General features: G+C 64.5%; 17 protein-coding genes and 1 pseudogene. 8 read left to right on the plus strand and 10 right to left on the minus strand.

Annotated features, from left to right (window positions below):
• Positions 1–27: 27 nt before the first annotated feature.
• Positions 28–1,962: a beta-CASP ribonuclease aCPSF1 gene (locus tag ACFR99_RS00815; RefSeq protein WP_390283349.1), complete on the minus strand. Its 1,935-nt coding sequence runs from the start codon at positions 1,960–1,962 to the stop codon at positions 28–30.
• A gap of 438 nt (positions 1,963–2,400) precedes the next feature.
• Here ACFR99_RS00815 and ACFR99_RS00820 point away from each other — a divergent pair, with 438 nt between their 5' ends.
• A complete protein-coding gene (locus ACFR99_RS00820) occupies positions 2,401–2,895 on the plus strand; it encodes a hypothetical protein (protein WP_390283352.1) in 495 nt (164 codons plus the stop codon).
• A 417-nt stretch (positions 2,896–3,312) separates the two neighbouring features.
• Here the strand turns inward: ACFR99_RS00820 and ACFR99_RS00825 are convergent, their stop codons facing one another.
• Positions 3,313–3,867 carry a hypothetical protein gene (locus ACFR99_RS00825; RefSeq protein WP_390283355.1) on the minus strand — a complete coding sequence of 185 codons (555 nt, stop codon included), beginning with the start codon at positions 3,865–3,867 and terminating at the stop codon, positions 3,313–3,315.
• A 127-nt stretch (positions 3,868–3,994) separates the two neighbouring features.
• Here ACFR99_RS00825 and nucS point away from each other — a divergent pair, with 127 nt between their 5' ends.
• On the plus strand, positions 3,995–4,738 hold the full coding sequence (gene nucS / locus ACFR99_RS00830) for an endonuclease NucS (RefSeq protein WP_390283358.1): 744 nt from the start codon (positions 3,995–3,997) through the stop codon (positions 4,736–4,738).
• A gap of 27 nt (positions 4,739–4,765) precedes the next feature.
• Here nucS and ACFR99_RS00835 read toward each other — a convergent pair whose 3' ends face one another.
• From ACFR99_RS00835 to mutS, 3 genes are all read right to left on the minus strand, one after another.
• Positions 4,766–5,221 (minus strand): YbhB/YbcL family Raf kinase inhibitor-like protein, encoded by a 456-nt coding sequence (locus tag ACFR99_RS00835; RefSeq protein WP_390283360.1) that lies wholly within the window; start codon positions 5,219–5,221, stop codon positions 4,766–4,768.
• Between the two features lie 124 nt (positions 5,222–5,345).
• Entirely contained in the window at positions 5,346–5,489 is a 144-nt protein-coding gene (locus ACFR99_RS00840; protein WP_390283363.1) for a hypothetical protein, read from the minus strand.
• Between the two features lie 98 nt (positions 5,490–5,587).
• Positions 5,588–8,308 carry a DNA mismatch repair protein MutS gene (mutS, locus tag ACFR99_RS00845; RefSeq protein ID WP_390283366.1) on the minus strand — a complete coding sequence of 907 codons (2,721 nt, stop codon included), beginning with the start codon at positions 8,306–8,308 and terminating at the stop codon, positions 5,588–5,590.
• 131 nt (positions 8,309–8,439) lie between these two features.
• On the opposite strand from mutS, the gene ACFR99_RS00850 reads away from it, so the two are divergent.
• Positions 8,440–9,696 (plus strand): helix-turn-helix domain-containing protein, encoded by a 1,257-nt coding sequence (locus ACFR99_RS00850; protein WP_390283369.1) that lies wholly within the window; start codon positions 8,440–8,442, stop codon positions 9,694–9,696.
• Positions 9,697–9,893: 197 nt separating this feature from the next.
• Here ACFR99_RS00850 and tsaA read toward each other — a convergent pair whose 3' ends face one another.
• The 5 genes from tsaA to gvpA all read right to left on the minus strand — a co-directional run bounded on the left by tsaA (position 9,894) and on the right by gvpA (position 12,987).
• Complete coding sequence (tsaA, locus tag ACFR99_RS00855; RefSeq protein ID WP_390283372.1) at positions 9,894–10,385, minus strand: tRNA (N6-threonylcarbamoyladenosine(37)-N6)-methyltransferase TrmO; 492 nt, start codon at positions 10,383–10,385, stop codon at positions 9,894–9,896.
• Between the two features lie 147 nt (positions 10,386–10,532).
• The gene (locus ACFR99_RS00860; protein ID WP_390283374.1) at positions 10,533–10,871 is read right to left on the minus strand and encodes a CHY zinc finger protein; all 339 of its coding nucleotides are present in this window, start codon (positions 10,869–10,871) and stop codon (positions 10,533–10,535) included.
• 200 nt (positions 10,872–11,071) lie between these two features.
• Positions 11,072–11,614 (minus strand): gas vesicle protein GvpO, halophile-type, encoded by a 543-nt coding sequence (gene gvpO / locus ACFR99_RS00865; RefSeq protein WP_390283377.1) that lies wholly within the window; start codon positions 11,612–11,614, stop codon positions 11,072–11,074.
• 56 nt (positions 11,615–11,670) lie between these two features.
• Complete coding sequence (gene gvpN / locus ACFR99_RS00870) at positions 11,671–12,693, minus strand: gas vesicle protein GvpN (RefSeq protein WP_390283379.1); 1,023 nt, start codon at positions 12,691–12,693, stop codon at positions 11,671–11,673.
• A gap of 6 nt (positions 12,694–12,699) precedes the next feature.
• The gene (gene gvpA, locus ACFR99_RS00875) at positions 12,700–12,987 is read right to left on the minus strand and encodes a gas vesicle protein GvpA (protein ID WP_390283382.1); all 288 of its coding nucleotides are present in this window, start codon (positions 12,985–12,987) and stop codon (positions 12,700–12,702) included.
• Between the two features lie 380 nt (positions 12,988–13,367).
• Between gvpA and ACFR99_RS00880 the strand changes: the two genes are divergently transcribed.
• The 5 genes and pseudogenes from ACFR99_RS00880 to gvpJ all read left to right on the plus strand — a co-directional run.
• The gene (locus ACFR99_RS00880) at positions 13,368–13,988 is read left to right on the plus strand and encodes a GvpL/GvpF family gas vesicle protein (protein ID WP_390283385.1); all 621 of its coding nucleotides are present in this window, start codon (positions 13,368–13,370) and stop codon (positions 13,986–13,988) included.
• A 3-nt stretch (positions 13,989–13,991) separates the two neighbouring features.
• Positions 13,992–14,246 carry a gas vesicle protein GvpF gene (gvpF, locus tag ACFR99_RS00885; protein WP_390283388.1) on the plus strand — a complete coding sequence of 85 codons (255 nt, stop codon included), beginning with the start codon at positions 13,992–13,994 and terminating at the stop codon, positions 14,244–14,246.
• Complete coding sequence (locus tag ACFR99_RS00890) at positions 14,246–14,836, plus strand: Hsp20/alpha crystallin family protein (protein WP_390283391.1); 591 nt, start codon at positions 14,246–14,248, stop codon at positions 14,834–14,836. The genes gvpF and ACFR99_RS00890 overlap by 1 nt, the downstream gene beginning before the upstream one ends.
• On the plus strand, positions 14,833–15,750 hold the full coding sequence (locus tag ACFR99_RS00895) for a hypothetical protein (RefSeq protein ID WP_390283394.1): 918 nt from the start codon (positions 14,833–14,835) through the stop codon (positions 15,748–15,750). The genes ACFR99_RS00890 and ACFR99_RS00895 overlap by 4 nt, the downstream gene beginning before the upstream one ends.
• Positions 15,751–15,827: 77 nt before the next feature.
• Positions 15,828–16,143: pseudogene (gene gvpJ / locus ACFR99_RS00900) on the plus strand (gas vesicle protein GvpJ); the annotation flags it as partial.
• Positions 16,144–16,242 lie beyond the last annotated feature (99 nt).

Below are 16,242 nucleotides of genomic sequence, written 5' to 3' on the forward strand. Positions count from 1 at the left end.
AGCGCTGCCAAGCGCTCGCGAGGGCTTTCAGAGGAAGCGGAAGGTCTCGAGGTTCTTCGGCGCGAAGGTCCGCATGTCGTAGTTGTGATAGAGCGCACTCGAGAGGTCCTGCGTGGAGCGTTCGTCGCCGTGGACACAGAGGACTTTCTCGGGGCGTGGATTCATCGTCTTGACGAAGTTCTCGAGGCCGGCGCGGTCGGCGTGGCCGGAGAAGCCGTCGACGGTTTCGACGTCCATGTTCAACGAGAGGGTGCCGCGGCCGCCACCGTTGCCCATGGCACCGACCTCGCTGGTGGGAATCTCGTCCCAGCCGTTCTGGATGCGCCGGCCGAGGGTACCCTGTGCCTGGTAGCCGACGAAGACGAGCGTCGAGTCCGGGTCGGGACCGATGTGGCTGAGCCAGGACATGATCGGACCGCCAGTGACCATCCCCGAGGTCGAGAGGATGATACAGGAGTCGCCATCGGCGACTTCTTGCCGTTCTTCCTCGCCGGCGTCGATGTGGTTGAACTCCTCGGCGAGGAAGGGGTTCTCGTCCTCGTGGAAGATCCGGTCGCGCAGGTCGTCACGAAGGTACTCGGGATAGGTGGTGTGAATCGCCGTCGCCTCCCAGATCATGCCGTCGAGGTGGACTGGCATCGAGGGGATCTCCCCTTCGCGCATCGCCTCCTCCAAGACGAGCATGATCTCCTGGGAGCGACCCACTGCGAACGCCGGAATGACGACCTTGCCGCCTTTCTCGTAGGTCTCGTTGATGACTCGCTTGAGGTTCTCCTCGGAGTCTTCCTGATCGGTCTGGTAGTCGTTGCGACCGCCGTAGGTCGACTCCATCACGAGCGTTTCGACCCGCGGGAAGTCGTTTGTCGCGCCATTGAACAGGCGGGTGTCCTCGTAGTGGATGTCGCCGGAGAAGGCGACGTTGTAGAGGCCGTCGCCGATGTGGAAGTGCGAGACGGCCGAGCCCAGAATGTGACCGGCGTTGTGGAACGTGAGTTTGACGTCCGGCGCGATGTCGGTGACGTCGCCGTACTCAAGCGGGATAGTGTGTTTGATCGCCTCGCGGACCTGTTCGCTCTCGTACGGTGGCGTGCGGCCTTCCTTGGCCGCGACGTCGAGATAGTCGAGCGTCAGCAGCCCCATCAGGTCCCGTGTGGGCTCGGTACAGTAGATGGGGCCGTCGTAGCCGTACTTGAACAAAAGCGGGATGAGCGCGGAGTGGTCGAGGTGAGCGTGCGTGAGGACGACGGCGTCGATGGTCTGGGGGCCAGCGCCGAGTGCCTCGGGTGCGTGGAGATAGGGCACTTCGCCTTCCGCGCCGGGTTTGTCACCGCAGTCGATGAGAATCCTGGTTTCGGGCGTCGAGAGAATAAAGGAGGCCCGGCCGACTTCACGACAGCACCCCAGCGTGGTGATGCGGACGTACTCGTCGTCGGACATCTCCTCGCGATGGATCTGTCGGCCGACCTTTTCCAAGATGTCTCGGCGCTCGTCGCGTTCCTGTTTGAGGAAGCTCCGGACGTTCGAGACGGTCGAGGATTCGATCGGCGGCGTGCGGACGACTTCGGGCGTCCAGCCGACGTTTTTCGTGATTTCGCGGAGCGTCGACCCGTGGCGGCCGATCACCATACCGGGCTTTTCGGCCTCGATGACGACCTCGCCGGTGTCGGCGTGGAAGTCGAGATCGGTCACCCCTGCTTCGTCGGGGATGACGTCCATGATCTCCTCGCGGGCCTGCTTGGGTCGCGAGAGAACGCTGGGGTCGGGCCGGACGGTGATCCGCTTGCGAAGCTTGCTCGCGAGCTGGCGAATGAGATCGCCCTGCTGGGCAAATTTCTTCGGATCGCGCGTGTAGACCACCAGTTCGGGGCCTTCGTATTTCACCGAGGAGACCGAGATATCGCTCGGTAACTCGCTCGTGATCTGTGCTTTGAGATCGTCGAGTTGCTGCTCTACAGTGCTCATAATCGCCGAATGTGGCTTGCGTGAACTCGCCGTCCGGGATCGAGGACGCTGCCGGGCCGGGCGGAAGCGATCGGAGACGATTGACGGGATTCGGTGTCGTGATGACCGCCACCCGGCGGCCGCCGTGTCGACGCCGATGGTGAGTGTCGTCCAGAGCGGACAACGTAGCTCACACTCCGTCTCGTCTCCTGGATCATCGTATCCTACTCCATGCCTGACGAAGACGCTCCCGGATCGGTTATCCTGGTTCGTGCGGGAAGATTCCAGGGAGAACCCGCTTACTCGAGGCTACTCTTTGCGGAGTATAAAAGCCTTCGCAAGACAGGGTCCGTAGCCGGTCCCCTGATGGCCACCAGGAGCGCTGTAATCGTCCGAATCGACGGTTCGGGTGCGATAGATGTTCAGAGCTTTGATAGCCGTGGTCGTCGTCGATACCCCATGCACGTTACGCCCGCTCGCGTCAGCGAGGAACGAGACTGGATCGCGGCCCGTGCCGATCGAGTCGTCCCGATCATCAACGACGTCCGCGACGAACTCGGGGAGATTTTCGAGACCGACGTCGACGCCGTGACGACGGCACAGTACCGCGCGGCGGTCGACGATGTCTTCGCCGACGGCGGTCTGGCAGTCAACGTCGCTGCCCTGGTCGCCATCCTCAGAGATCTCGATGTCGAGGGCGACTATCCAGGATTCGTCGTCGACGAACTCCTCGGTCGCGAACTGGCCGGGACGATCGCCGGCGACCAACCGCTCCGGACGCTCGGCGAGGCGACGTTCCACTACGCCGACGTTCACGTCCACGGTGACGCGGACGAAAACGCCGGCATCGACGACTGCGAGGCAGCACTGGCCGCCGGCTTTCAGGAACGACTGCCGGGCTGGGACTGGACCGAACGTGAGAGTCCGTTTGCGCTCGAACGACGAGAGCGCTAAGCCGCGAGCGCAATCAACCTGTGAAAATGGAACGTGTCGGAGAAAGCTTCGTACGGGTTTTAAAAACGATCAGTACAGGCGCGGGTGTGATCAATCGGGAACTGTTTTAGCTCCCTGTCAGACTTAAGTAGTCTGGCGGAGTCAGCGATTCTTAACGCATGGGGGAAGATCGAAATCTTCTCGCCATCTGTGACCAATGCGGAAACGCATATGCAGCCATAATCACTGATGATGGAGAAATACTCCCGATTGGGGCTCGAAATGGTTGCAGGTGTGGCGGGAAATCGTTCTCCCAAGTAGACAAAGAAGATTTTGATGAAGCTACTGACGGTGACTGATCAGTTCGCAGATCCACTGACCAGTGTGATGAGTCGATGACACTGAGTAGCTGGATGAAAGACGGCGATCGCGTTCGAGTTACCCGTCCGTCTCGTTCCCTGTCGTCGAATCGTTCGTCTCGTTGCCGGCAGCTTGCTGTTGCTCGAGCAGTGCTCGTTGTTGCTCGCGCTGTTGGGCTCGCTGTTGCTGTTGCTGGACGAGGGCGTCGTACTGCTCGCCGGAATAGATCGCACCGGCGGCCCCATCGCGGAGCGTATCCAGAATCGCCTCGTCAGAGCCGGCGGCGAGAAAGAGGCCGTACGCCGTTTCGGACTCTTCGATCGTGATATCGGTGTCCGCGGTCGACTCCTCGAAATCAGTCGCGGCCGCTTCGACCAACTCGAGTCGCCGTTCCTGATACTCCAGTTGCGCCTCCTGCTGGCTGATGTTCCCGCTGTCGATCTCCTCTTGGATCTCCTCACTCAGACTCGCCTCTTCGTCCTCGTCGGGTCTGATCTGGAGCGTGACGGCGTTTGACGACTCGTCGTCCGACGATCCACTCATCGAGTCGAGCTGGGAGCAGCCGGCGAGCGACGCGGCGAGGCCGGTTCCGGCAAGCGCGAGGAGGCCACGGCGGCTCGAAAGGTTCGACATTGTGCCTCGAGCGAGTAGTCGATCCATGATATATCTTTTGTGTCGATCCCGGCTCGGAGCCGGTGGCTCGAGAGTGGATCCACCCGACAGCGGGGGGCTTTTATTCGTCCCAACACTACCGCTGCCAGTGACGGAGTCAGAGCACGGCAAGCGAACTGAGACCGTCGAGCGGCCGACGCCGGCGGCGGCCCGCGACGTGATCGCCCGCGGATTCGAGCGCGGCGCCATCGTGACCGTCTTCGGGCGCTGCACCGTCGACTACGACGGTCGAGCAACGAGCTATCTCGAGGCGGGCGACCGCCACGTCATGTTCAAACCCGACGGCGCGGCGCTGGTCCACACCGACGAGGGCCAGCAGCCGGTCAACTGGCAGCCGCCGGGCTGTGACCACGATGTCTTCACGGACGACGGCGCACTCGTCCTCGAGAGCCGTCGATCGACGCCGGACGAACGACTCACCGTCCGATTTCAGGAACTCTTCCAGGTCTCCGCGCTGTCGGGCTCCGACGAGAACGACCTCGCCCTCGTCGGTACCGAGGAAGACCTCCGCCAGCGGATCTTGGAGGAGCCGACCCTGCTTGAGACCGGCTTTACACCGCTGGCGACCGAGCGCGACACGCCGGCAGGTGCGGTCGACATCTACGGCGAGGACGCCGCGGGCCGGGCAGTCGTGGTCGAACTGAAACGTCGCCGGGTCGGCCCCGACGCGGTGAGCCAGCTTCGGCGGTACGTCGATGCGCTCGAGCGGGATTTACACGCCAATGCTGCCGTTCGCGGGATTCTGGTCGCGCCGTCGGTGACCGATCGCGCGAATCGGCTGCTGACCGAACACGGCCTCGAATTCGTCTCGCTCGAGCCACCGGCCGAGTGAGCTGTTGGGTATTCTAGCAGCGATGTGTCAAGCCGGGTACGTCCCCTCGAGGCGCGTCTGCTCGAGGACGTGGCCCTCCATCGCCGACCGGAGGTCGTCCGCGCCGGCGTCGCCGGAGAGTTCGAGCGGCGCGTCCAGTGCGTACAGTTCGAATCGGTAGGTGTGTTCCCTGTCCGGCGGGTTCGGGCCGCCGTAGCCGTGGTCGCCGTAATCGTTCATCCCTTCGGTCGCATCTGCGGCGTCCCAGCCCTCGGGGATCGTCGTCGTTTCTGGGGGAACGTTCCAGACGACCCAGTGGTCCCAGATCTTTCCGGCTGGCTCCCGCGCGTCGGGATCGTCCACGATCAGCGCGAGCGACTCGGCGTCGTCGGGGACGCCATCGATCTCGAGCGGCGGGTTGACGTCGTCGTTCGTGTAGCCGTACTCCGCGGGAATTCGCTCCCCATTGTCGAACGCCGGACTCTCGACTGTAAGTTCTCCCATTTCGATGACCACCTCTCGCGTATCGGCCGTTCACCAGCAGGATAGAAGAACCTTACAGCCGGCTCGAGGACCAGCTGACGTCAACCGGAAGGGCGACCGATCCGGGTCCCGGTCGGGCGGCCGGCTACCGGCGAACCGTGAAGATCGCGATCCCCAGTAGTAGCAGCCCGATTCCCCACCACAACGAGTCACCCGGGAGTGCTTTCAGTAGCAGCGTGACGATTCCCGACGTGATGAGTGACCACCCGACCGTCGTTCGATACGTCATAGGACGATATCGCCGCTGACGCAGTTGTGTGTTGTGCCGGACGCTGCCGTACAGGCGAGTTTTCCGTCGGCGGCACCCGTTGGCGACGCGCCGTCGCGTCACTCCTCGAGCAACTGTTTGAGCCGATCGAGTTCCGTCAGCGCCTCGACGGGGGTGAGGTGCGCGAGATCGAGCGCACGGAGTTCGGCCGCTACGTCCGCCGGCACGTCCCCGCCGTCCGCCGTCGCCGGCGCGGGCGCGTCCTCGTCGGAGTCGGGGGCCGATCCGTCGCTCGAGCCAGTGCCGGTAGTCTCCGCGTCTGCACCGTCGTCCGTCCGGACCTCCTCGGCGGCTGCGTCGGCGACCAGTTCCCGTGCCCGATCGACCACGCCCTCGGGCACGCCGGCCGCAGTCGCGACCTCGACGCCGTACGAGCCCGTCGCCGCGCCGGGCGCGATCTCGTGGTGAAAGACGACCTCGCCGTCGTCCTGGTCGACCTCGAAGTGAAGCGTGAAGGCAGACTCGAGGTCGTCGGCGAGTTCGGTCAGCGGGTGGTGGTGCGTCGCGAAGAGCGTCGTCGCGCCGACCGCGTCGTGGAGGTGTTCCGTGATCGCCTGCGCGATGGCCATCCCGTCTGCGGTCGAGGTGCCCCGCCCGACCTCGTCGAGGAGCACGAGCGAGCCCGCGTCGGCTTCTCGGAGGATGGTCGCGAGTTCGTCCATCTCGACCATGAACGTCGAGCGTCCGCCGGCGATGTCGTCGCTGGCCCCGACGCGGGTGAAGATCCGGTCGACGGGTGTGAGCCTGGCGGCTCGAGCGGGGACGAAACTGCCGACCTGCGCTAGCAGAACGATCTGAGCTACCTGGCGCATGTACGTCGACTTGCCGGACATGTTGGGGCCGGTGATCACCGCCAGCCGTCGGTCGCTCGTCAGGCGAGCGTCGTTAGGGACGAACGACTCCTGGGTGCGCTCGACGACCGGATGGCGGCCGCCCTCGACCTCGATCACGAGTCCGTCCCGTCCCTCGCGCTCGAGCAGCTCCGGCCGGCAGTAGTCGTACTGGGCGGCGACGGTGGCAAGCGAGACGAGCGCGTCCAGGGTCGCCAGCGCGTCGGCCAGGGACTGGACGCGTTCGACTTCGGCGGCGATCTCGTGGCGCACCTCGCAAAAGAGTTCGTACTCGCGGTCGTCCGCGCGTTGTTCGGCGCCGACGATCTCGTCTTCGCGCGATTTCAGTTCCGGAGTGACGAACCGCTCGGAGTTCTTCAGGGTCTGGCGGCGCTGATAGTCCTCGGGGACGGCCTCGAGGTTCGGATTCGTCACCTCGATGTAGTAGCCGTGCACCGAGTTGTGGCCGACCTTCAGCGAGTCGATGCCGGTGCGCTCGCGTTCGCGCTCCTCTAAGTCGTCGATCCACTGTTTGCCGTCCCGGGCGGTTGCGCGCACTTCGTCGAGATCGTCGTCGTACCCCTCCGCGATGATCCCGCCTTCGGTGATCTCGATCGGCGGCTCCGCGACGATCGCGTCCTCGATCAGTCCGCGGACGTCCGCCAGCGGATCGAGGGCCGCGTGGAGGTCCTGCAGGCGCTCGCAGTCGGCGTCCGCGAGTTGGTCACGGATCTCGGGGACGACCGCGAGCGTATCCCGCAGCGAGCGCAAATCCCGCGCGTTGGCCCGCTCGCGAGAGATTCGTCCGATCAGCCGTTCCAGGTCGTAGACCTCTCGCAGGCGGTCGTGGAGCCGTTCGCGCCGCTGGACGGCCGCTTTCAGTTCCGCGACCGCGTCGTGGCGCGCCTCGATTCGGGCGGGCTCGAGCAACGGCCGGCGGAGCCAGTCGCGCAGCCGGCGGCCGCCGAGGGCGCTCGCGGTCTCGTCGAGCACGCCGATCAGCGTCGCGTCGTCGCGGCCGTGAACCGTTCGGGGCTCGAACAGCTCGAGACTACGCAGAGCGACGGCGTCGAGCAAGAGGTACTCGCGAGGATCGTAGCGGGTGAGCTGTGTGATGTACTCGAGGCGCTGCTCCGCGTCGCCCTCGAAAACGGCGTCGACGCGTTCGTCGTCGCCACGCTCGCCCTCGTGTTCGCCGCCGCGGACGTACTCGGCGTAGGCCAACAACGCGCCACAGGCCCGGATCTCGGCGTCGGTTGCCAGCAGGGCGTCGGGGTTCCGGAAGTACGCCGCGAGCTTCTCACCGGCCCGCTCGCGGTCGAAGGCACGCGCGTCGAACGGCGTCACCATACAGTCGTCAGGGACGGGGTCGGCCGGGGTGTCGGGACCGACGACTGCTTCGGAGGGGGCGAAGCGGCTCAGCTCGTCGGCGATTGACTCGCTCGCGGTCGCACTCGTCGCGTAAAAGTCGCCGGTCGAGACGTCGAGTAGTGCCAGGCCGAGACGCTCGTCCTCGCGGGCCAGCGCCGACACGAAGTTGTTGTCGTCGCTGGCGAGCAGTTCGTCCTCGGTGAGCGTCCCCGGCGTGATCACGCGCGTAACCGCCCGCTCGACGACGCCCGAGGTCTCGCCGGGCTCTTCGACCTGATCCGCGACGGCGACACGGTAGCCGGCCTCGAGCAGGTCCTCGATGTACGACTCGGCGTTGTCGATCGGGATACCAGCCATCGGGTACTCGCCGGTGGAGTCCTCGCGGCTGGTCAGGGCGATCTCGAGCAAGCGAGCAGTGCGTTCGGCTGCGCCACAAAACGTTTCATAAAAATCCCCCACCTGGAAGAGGACGATCGCGTCGTCATAGCGCGCACAGAGGTCGTGATACTGACGCATCATCGGCGTCAGCTCGTCGCGTTTCTCGGCCATCGCCGCTGGCGGGCCAAGCGCCGGATCCATACCCGGATTCGACCGTCCGATGCGGAAATAGCTTGCTGGATCCACGCGGTGTAGGTAGTAATCAAATCACGAGACTGTCACGTAACGAGAAAAGCGTATAACGGTCGACCGCAGACAGGTCGACGAGAGCTATGATAGGGGCGTCGTCGATCGCGAGTCGCGTCGTCGCGGTGATCCTCGTCGCCGGATTCCTCAGCGGTGCGATGACGGGCGTCGCAGCCGGCGAGTCGACCACCGGTGTGGGGACTGTCGGATCGACAACCGCACTCGAGCCCGCGCTCAACGAGACGACCGACGAACTCGAGTCCACGACGGAACCAACCACTGAGAGCCTCGAGTCCACGACCACCGAGACGACCGAGACGGTGGAAAACACGACTGAACCCGTCGATGACACCGTCTCGAGCACGACGGAGACGGTCGACGGCACCGTCAACGACACTGCGGAAACCGTGGACGGCACCGTCACCGAAACGACGGAGGCGGTCGACGGCGTCAACGGGACTGTCAACGCCTCTCTCGAGGTGGGATCGGACTCGACGCAGGAGGCGGGGGCCTCGAGCACCGATCCCGACGACCCCGATAACAGGGAGCAGAGAACCAGTGAGACGACCGGCAGTGGTGACGGCGCTGGCGGTCCCGTCGACCCGCCGAGTACGGGCGAAGCGGCGGCGAACGCCGTCCTGGTCGGACTGTTAGGTGCGATTGCGTCCGGCACCGCAGCGAGTGGCGCGGCCGGGGCTGGGACGTCCGGCGCCGCCGGGGGCGCAGGGACCGCGGCAGCCGGCTGGCTGAGCCATCTCCGCGAGGGGGCCCAGCTTCGGCGGCTTGGCACCGACCAGCTGCGACGCGCGGGCGCGGACCTCTGGAAAGTCCTGCCGATCTTTCGTTACAGCCGCTACGACGACTCCGACCCGCTCGAGCACGACCGCCGCCGTGCGATCTACGAAACGATCCGGGACCAGCCCGGGACCTACCTGTCTGCGATCAGCGACCGGACCGACATCCCCCTCTCGACGGTCCGCCATCACGTCCGCGTACTCGAAGACGAGGACCTGATCTCCACGCGCACGATCAACGGGAAGCGCCGCTACGTCCTCGAGGAGGCCGACGCCGAACTGCAGGCGGCCCTCGAAGACCCCGCGAAGCGAGCGGTGCTCGAGACACTGGCCAACCTCGAGCGAGCGCCCAATGGCCGGCTCGCCGAGGTGCTCGACCGGGACCCGAGCACGATCTCACACCACCTCGGCGCGCTCGAGGAGGACGGGCTGGTGATTCGCGAGCGAGACGGCCGCTCGATCGTCAACGAACTCTCGCCCCGGGTCGAAGCGGCTCTCGGCGGACCCGACTCGGAGACCCCGTCGCGGTCCGTGCCGGCCGACGACTGATTCACTCGAGCGCTCGAGGGCGGTTTCTCACGTGCGCGGTTCAGCGCTAACGCTTTCCAGTAGGGAGGAATGTGGCTGCTTTAATCAGAAGATAGTCTGAAATAGCTGCATAGTACAGGAGAAACCGTTACCAGCAGAGCCATCTATATATCTGCTACTTGTCAAGGACTGTGTGCTAAATACGGCGGGTAAATCTATCAGAGAAACCGCTCGTCGGCCTGTTTTGATTGAATTGTCGACTTCGATGCGTTGAGCCACCCCGTGTCCGCATCGGGCGGGACGTCAAAGTTGGGAACAAATGGCTTGATATCCAGCAACGGTGTCCGATCGATCACATCAATACCGCTCACAGTCACTTCGTGGTCTGTGACGGAGACAATCTCGACAACAGAGAGACCGATTGGATTCGGTCGCTGTGGTGCTCGTGTGGCAAAGACACCTCTTTGTTCGTCGTCAAGGAATGGTTCGACCTGCAGGGGAGCAGCATCGCCAGATGCATGAAAATGATACAGCAGGATACAGTGAGTAAACCCGTCGAGATCCCGCAGCCCATCCGTGTACGACTCCTCGATCTCGACAGTCCCCTCTGTGGCAGCTTCCCCGACTGGTTGGATCGGCATTCCATCCGGTGATTCGAACGGGGTTCGGATCATCCCGATTGGCTCATAATTGAACTGATCTTCTGGCACATCTGTAGCTTAGGCTTTGAATGAGAAATCAGTGTCGTAGCCGATACGCGTCCTGTATCAGGCCCCATCCGTGAACACCACCTGTGCCTGATATACCGAACGCCGTTTTGGGTCCGAGACTGAACGGAGGTACCGCACTACCACCTGTTACGGATCGGCCCCCGCCGTCTCGAAGTACAGCGCCGCGTGGTTCGCACAGCCAGGATTGAAGGCCGCATCACAGGCCGGGCAGCGGTAGTCGGCCGCGAGATACTCGGGAACAGTTAATTCAGTCTCGCAGACGCCACACAGGACGGACGGCTCGTCGAATCGGTCGCGCGGCCACGGCACCGTTTCGTGGTCCGCGCGTTCCTCGTGGCATCGAAAACAGGGATAGTAGTGCTCACAACACGCGAATCTGAACGCGACGACGTCGCGGTCGGTGTGGTAGTGGGCACACCGGGTTTCCTGGTCAACGTCAACGCCGCGGACGGGCGAGCTCGACATGGCGTGGTCGGTCGAGTCGACGCGCCGGGGTGCCTTCGTGGTTGTGGTCGAACACCACACCGAGGGAAAAACCATGTCGGTCAGCAGGAGCCAGAAACACGTCGAGAACGGGACGGCGAGAGTGAGCGTGATCGGGAGCGACGCGCTGGACGGCGTCGCGACTCGAGCGCCCTCGAGCGAACCCGACTGGCGTCGAGTCGCTACTCGAACTGGGCGGTGTCGCCGCGCCGGTAGCGGTCAACGCGCCGGTAACCGTGGACGGTCGCGCTGGGATCGAGTTCGATCTCGTAGCGGCCGATGATGTCCTGAGTATCGGGGACGGCCCGTCGCTCGACGACCTCGACGACGGCCCGCCAGCCCTCGTCGGTCGGCGAGATCTCGCTGACGCCGTCGAACTCGTGGCCGATGAGCTGGCCTGCAGTCGACTGGACGGTCTCTCGAACGGCGAGGATCCCTGCGATTTCCTCCTCGGCGTCGACGTCCGCGTCGACTGCGTCGGGATCGGTCTTTTCCTCCGCGGTCATGGTCGTCGTGCCGCGGGATCGGGGCTGCTCGACATCGTCGCTCTCGCCCTGTTCGTCGGCCTGTTCCTCCGCTTCGGCTGTCTGACTGTCGCTCACTGTTGGATCACTCTCGTCGTGTTGATAGCAGAAGCCGTCGTCCTGGGCCGGCCGTGAGCAGCGCTCACCGTCTTCGGTGCGGGCCCTACACTGCTCCTGTGAATGGGTGTCGGCTTCGGCCATTGGTCTGCGTTCGGTGTGCTTTGTACGTCGTTTGATTCGATTCTGCCGTCTGTGGGTTAAATCGTCTCGCTGATCTGCGATCGTAGCTCGTCGATGTCGCCGCCGTCTTCGCCCGCGACCTTCGGTGCGAGCACGTCGGTGAAGACGTTCGCCAGCGTCTCCTCGGCGAACGCGCCGGTGTCGTCGTGCCCGTCGAAGACGGCGAGTCCTTTCGCGGCCGTGATCGCCGCCCGCGTGCCGACGACGACCTCGAGGTCGTCGCGCAGCGTTCGCGTCGTCTCGACGACGGTCGCGATATCGTCGTCCGACAGGTCGACGTGTGCGCGGACGATCTCGCGTTCGGTCTCGGCGTCGTAGTAGTCGGCGTGGACGCCGACGAACCGGTCGAGGAGCGCGTCCTGCTGTTCGTGGACGCCGGCGTACTCCACGTCGTTGGACGTGAGGACCGCCCGGAACTCGGGGTGGACGTCGATCGTCCGGTCCTCGCCACGCTTGCTGGGTCGCTCGAGGACGCCCTCCTCGAAGACCGAGAGCAGGACGTTATGTGCGGCGGGATCGCTGCGCGAGAACTCGTTGTAAACGAGCGTTGCACCCTCGCGAACGGCAACCGAGAGGGGGTTATCGACCCAGCGTTCGCGGACGATCTCGGTCTGCTTGCTGACGCCGCTGACGAACCGGTCGTCCTCCATGTAACGTTCGCCCCCGGCGTGGTCGCCGACGAGCGCTGCGGTATCGACAGCGTCGTCGCCGTTGATCCAGACGACCGGGCGGCCGCGTTCGGCGGCGACCGACAGCGCGAGTGCCGTCTTCCCACAGCCCGTTGGACCGATCAGATGAACAGGCTGCTTCGCCTCGAGCCAGCCCGTGATGCGCTCTTGCAGTGCTTCGACGGCGTCGGTCTCGACGAACGACTCGGGTCGGACCTCCTCGGGATCGGAGAGGGGACTGTCGCCGGTTCGGTCGCCGGCGTTCGATGCCTTGCGCGTGAGCTCCTTCTTCGCTCGCCGGCCTGCCTTCTGTTCGCGACTGGCCCTGATCTTCCGGCCGCGGACCTTGCGCTTGCGCGAGGCGTCACCCACGAGTAATTACTCCGTTGCGGACTTCGGCGATGATTCGGCACGGGGCTCGACCTCGAGCTCCTCGAGTTCCTCGAGATCGCCCTCCGCCGTGGCCTGCTCAATTTTTGCAATCTCCTCCGCGTAGTGCAGGAAGGTGTCGACGGACGCGACCACGACACGGGCTTCGATCGTCAGCAGCTCGATCCCGACGACCGAGATGCGAGCCCAGACGTCGATGACGACGCCCTTGTCGAGCACGCGGTCGAGTACTTCCGCGAGACTCGAGGAGTCGGGTCTTCGTTGTGGTTGTGCCATAGCGACCGAACGTTGACCGCCGGTTCGTAACACGACTTGGACTGCGGTTGCAAGCAAAGGAGTTCCGCCATTCCTTCTCGGTTCGATCCGCCGCTGTGCTCAGCGGCGTCTCCGGCCAATCATGTCGACTGCGATTGCAAGCACCACCGTAACCCCCTGCGACAACGAACCACTCGTGACGATACTCGAGTGCTCGTCGCGGTGTCCGCACAGAGCACGAACTATCGCAGCCACATGTCACCACGCTGTCCCATCTCCGAGCGAAGCGACGTGTTACGGTCGCGTGTCTCCCTCAGCGGCTCTCGACGTGATCGGAACGGGCGACCAGACTCACTGCCGAACCGAGACCGATCTCTGCCCGCTCGGCAGGTGATCCATCGATGACCAACCGATACGTCTACGGCATCGTCGACGGCGACACGGTCGAGTTCGAGACCGAGGCTGTCGCCGGTGCCGAGCGCATCTATACGATCTCTCACCGGCGACTCGGTGCCGTCGTCTCCGACATCGACACGACCGATCCCGAGGAGACCGACGAGGACGCGCAGCTCCACGACGACGTCCTCCGGGAGATCATGAACTACGACGGCGGGACGACGGTCGTTCCCATGCAGTTCGGCATGGCCTTCGAGGGTGATCGAGAACTGAAAAACGTCCTGCGCGGAGCGCGACCGGCGTTCCGACGCGCGATGGCTGATATCGAGGGTCGGTTCGAACTCGGCCTCAAACTCGTCCGCGAAGAGGACGCCGACGTCGACCGCGAGGAGATCGAGGGGGACGTTGCGGACCGCCTCGAGCCGGTCGCCGCACAGTCGGTCGAAAACGACCTGTTCAGCGATCGGCTCGTCCTCAATCGCTCGTATCTCGTCGATCGGGACGAGCGCGAGGCGTTCGACGACGCGATCGCCGACTTCGAGGCCGACCACGACGAGCTCATGGTCCAGTACACGGGGCCGTTCGCGCCGTACAGTTTCGTCGACGTGAAAATCGGAGCCCAGTAATCCATGTTCATTCTCGACGACCTCCTGTTCCGGCCGTTCGTCGGCATCATCGACGCACTCCACTCGATTGCGCTCGACGAACTCTACGACGTGGAGGCCCTCGAGGACGAACTCAAGGAAAACCAGCTGCTGTACGAACTCGGCGAGCGCTCCGAGGCGGAGTACCAGCGCCGCAAAGAGGAACTCGAGGCGGAACTCGAGATCGCCCGCGACGTCCACGAGCGACTCACGAGCGGCCGCGTGGAGGTAAAACGATAATGAGCGACCAGCCCCCGACCGACGACCGCGACGAATCGGACGACAACCACCGAGCCGACGAGAGTCAGATCGACGAGGACGACCACTGGCTCTCGAGCCTGCTCTCGGCGCTCGAATCGCTCGAGAGCGGATCGATGTCGAACTCGGGCCGACGACGGAGCGATCGGGCCGTCTTCGATTACGACATCTCGATCCGCACGGGAGACGATCTCTCGGCGGATGACTCGCCGCACGGACGGCGCCCGTTCGACGACGACAGTCGAACACGGACGCGACGGATTCGATCGTCGGGCCCCTCGAGCGACCACAACGTGGCGACGCGGACCTACGACGACGAACTGCTCGTCACGGCGGACATCGCCGGGGCCGACCCGGACGACGTCACGGTCGGCTTCGACGACTCGACGCTCGTCATCGCCGTCGACGGGCGTGAACTCGATCGCATCGAGGTTCCCTGGCGGGAGACGGACTCACAGGCGACGATCAAGAACGGGGTACTCACTGTCCAGGTCCGGCCGGAAACGAGGGCGGACGAGGGGGCGGAATCGACGGAGACTGAGGACCCGAACGGAACGGAGGGCGACGAATGAGCGACTCCGAATCTTCTGCCGAGCCGTTCGACGACCTCCTCGAGGAGGCGGACGCGAGCCTCGAGCGACTCGAGGACACCCTCGGGGACGTCGACGCGATCGACGAACTCGAGGGTGAGACCGTCGAGACGGTGATCGGCGATGTCGACACCCTCGTCCGGGTCGCCGAGGAGGCCGTCGAGCTGCTCAACGAGCTGGACCTCAGTGAGTTGCCGGATGCGGTCGACGGGGACAAACTCCTGGACGCGATCGACGTCGGCGAGATTCCCGACGCCATGGCAAACGACGACGAAGGCGTGTCCGACGTCGTCGATTTCACGATGGTGTTCGAGGCGATCGATCTGCTGAACGCCTGGAACGCTGCGGATCTGACCGATATCTGGCAGGAGAAAGGCGAACTGGACGACGCCGTCGACGACCTCGCGGACGGCGACGACGCTGGGATGGTCGAAGACGCGGTGTCAGATATCGACGACGACGATGACGGGCAACTGGTCGGCGACGACGACGAAGACCTCATCGAGACGGGCATGGACACGGCGTCCGCGACGAAGGAAGCGCTCGGCGACATCGACGTCGCGGAGGACCCCGAAGCCTACCAGGTCGCCATCCAGCAGCAGGCGATGGCCGGCATCGACGCCTTCCGGACGGCGCTGCTCGAGACCCATGAGACGTTCGAGCAACTCTACGAGTTCAATCGCGAGAAGATGCGCCGCCAGGACACGAGTACGAACTCTCGGAACCCGACGGCGGCAGCGACGATCCCTACCGAACGGCGCGATCTCGGCAGTGGTGCCCGCTATTCGACGGTCCCACAGGACGTCAAGCTCTCGACGGCACCCACCCGGAAACGGATCTACGGCCGCCGCTTCGAACTCGAGCGGGAACGACAGCGGAGAAACAACCATGATTGACCCACCAACGCGACGACTAAACGGCTGCAAGGCACAGTCGATCAACCTGCGGCCCCGGCTCACCGGCGGTGATCACGATGGTCGATGACTTCCAGCCCAGCCGCCAGAAGACCGATCTCGCGGAAGTCGTCGAGATGCTGCTGGACAAGGGGATCGTCATCAACGCCGACATCGCCGTCTCGATCGGTGACACCCAACTGCTCGGCGTCCAGGTCCGGGCCGCGATCGCCTCCTTCGAGACCGCGGCCAAGTACGGCCTCGAGTTCCCCGAAGGGACGGACATGCGCCGGGTCGCGGAGGCGGTCGACGAACCCGAACTCGCAGAGATGGACCGGCCGAATCCGGTGATCGACCCGACTCGAGGCGTCAACGTCACCGCGGACGAGGACGGGACGGACAGCGATGATCGAAACGCCGAACACAGCGCGAGTGACGACGACGAGGCGGAATCGGCCGACGCGGAATCGAAGGCCACACCGGAGGCGGAATCGG

Source organism: Haloarchaeobius amylolyticus, from assembly GCF_042678045.1.
GTDB classification, from domain to species: Archaea; Halobacteriota; Halobacteria; order Halobacteriales; family Natrialbaceae; genus Natrinema; species Natrinema amylolyticus_A.

Bases quoted from the DNA above. Each gene is read 5' to 3' on its own strand.
- ACFR99_RS00815 (WP_390283349.1), bottom strand. From the start codon at position 1,962: ATGAGCACTGTAGAGCAGCAACTCGACGATCTCAAAGCACAGATCACG.
- ACFR99_RS00820 (WP_390283352.1), top strand. From the start codon at position 2,401: ATGCACGTTACGCCCGCTCGCGTCAGCGAGGAACGAGACTGGATCGCG.
- ACFR99_RS00825 (WP_390283355.1), bottom strand. From the start codon at position 3,867: ATGTCGAACCTTTCGAGCCGCCGTGGCCTCCTCGCGCTTGCCGGAACC.
- ACFR99_RS00835 (WP_390283360.1), bottom strand. From the start codon at position 5,221: ATGGGAGAACTTACAGTCGAGAGTCCGGCGTTCGACAATGGGGAGCGA.
- ACFR99_RS00840 (WP_390283363.1), bottom strand. From the start codon at position 5,489: ATGACGTATCGAACGACGGTCGGGTGGTCACTCATCACGTCGGGAATC.
- mutS (WP_390283366.1), bottom strand. From the start codon at position 8,308: ATGGATCCGGCGCTTGGCCCGCCAGCGGCGATGGCCGAGAAACGCGAC.
- ACFR99_RS00850 (WP_390283369.1), top strand. From the start codon at position 8,440: ATGATAGGGGCGTCGTCGATCGCGAGTCGCGTCGTCGCGGTGATCCTC.
- ACFR99_RS00860 (WP_390283374.1), bottom strand. From the start codon at position 10,871: ATGTCGAGCTCGCCCGTCCGCGGCGTTGACGTTGACCAGGAAACCCGG.
- gvpO (WP_390283377.1), bottom strand. From the start codon at position 11,614: ATGGCCGAAGCCGACACCCATTCACAGGAGCAGTGTAGGGCCCGCACC.
- gvpA (WP_390283382.1), bottom strand. From the start codon at position 12,987: ATGGCACAACCACAACGAAGACCCGACTCCTCGAGTCTCGCGGAAGTA.
- ACFR99_RS00880 (WP_390283385.1), top strand. From the start codon at position 13,368: ATGACCAACCGATACGTCTACGGCATCGTCGACGGCGACACGGTCGAG.
- gvpF (WP_390283388.1), top strand. From the start codon at position 13,992: ATGTTCATTCTCGACGACCTCCTGTTCCGGCCGTTCGTCGGCATCATC.
- ACFR99_RS00890 (WP_390283391.1), top strand. From the start codon at position 14,246: ATGAGCGACCAGCCCCCGACCGACGACCGCGACGAATCGGACGACAAC.
- ACFR99_RS00895 (WP_390283394.1), top strand. From the start codon at position 14,833: ATGAGCGACTCCGAATCTTCTGCCGAGCCGTTCGACGACCTCCTCGAG.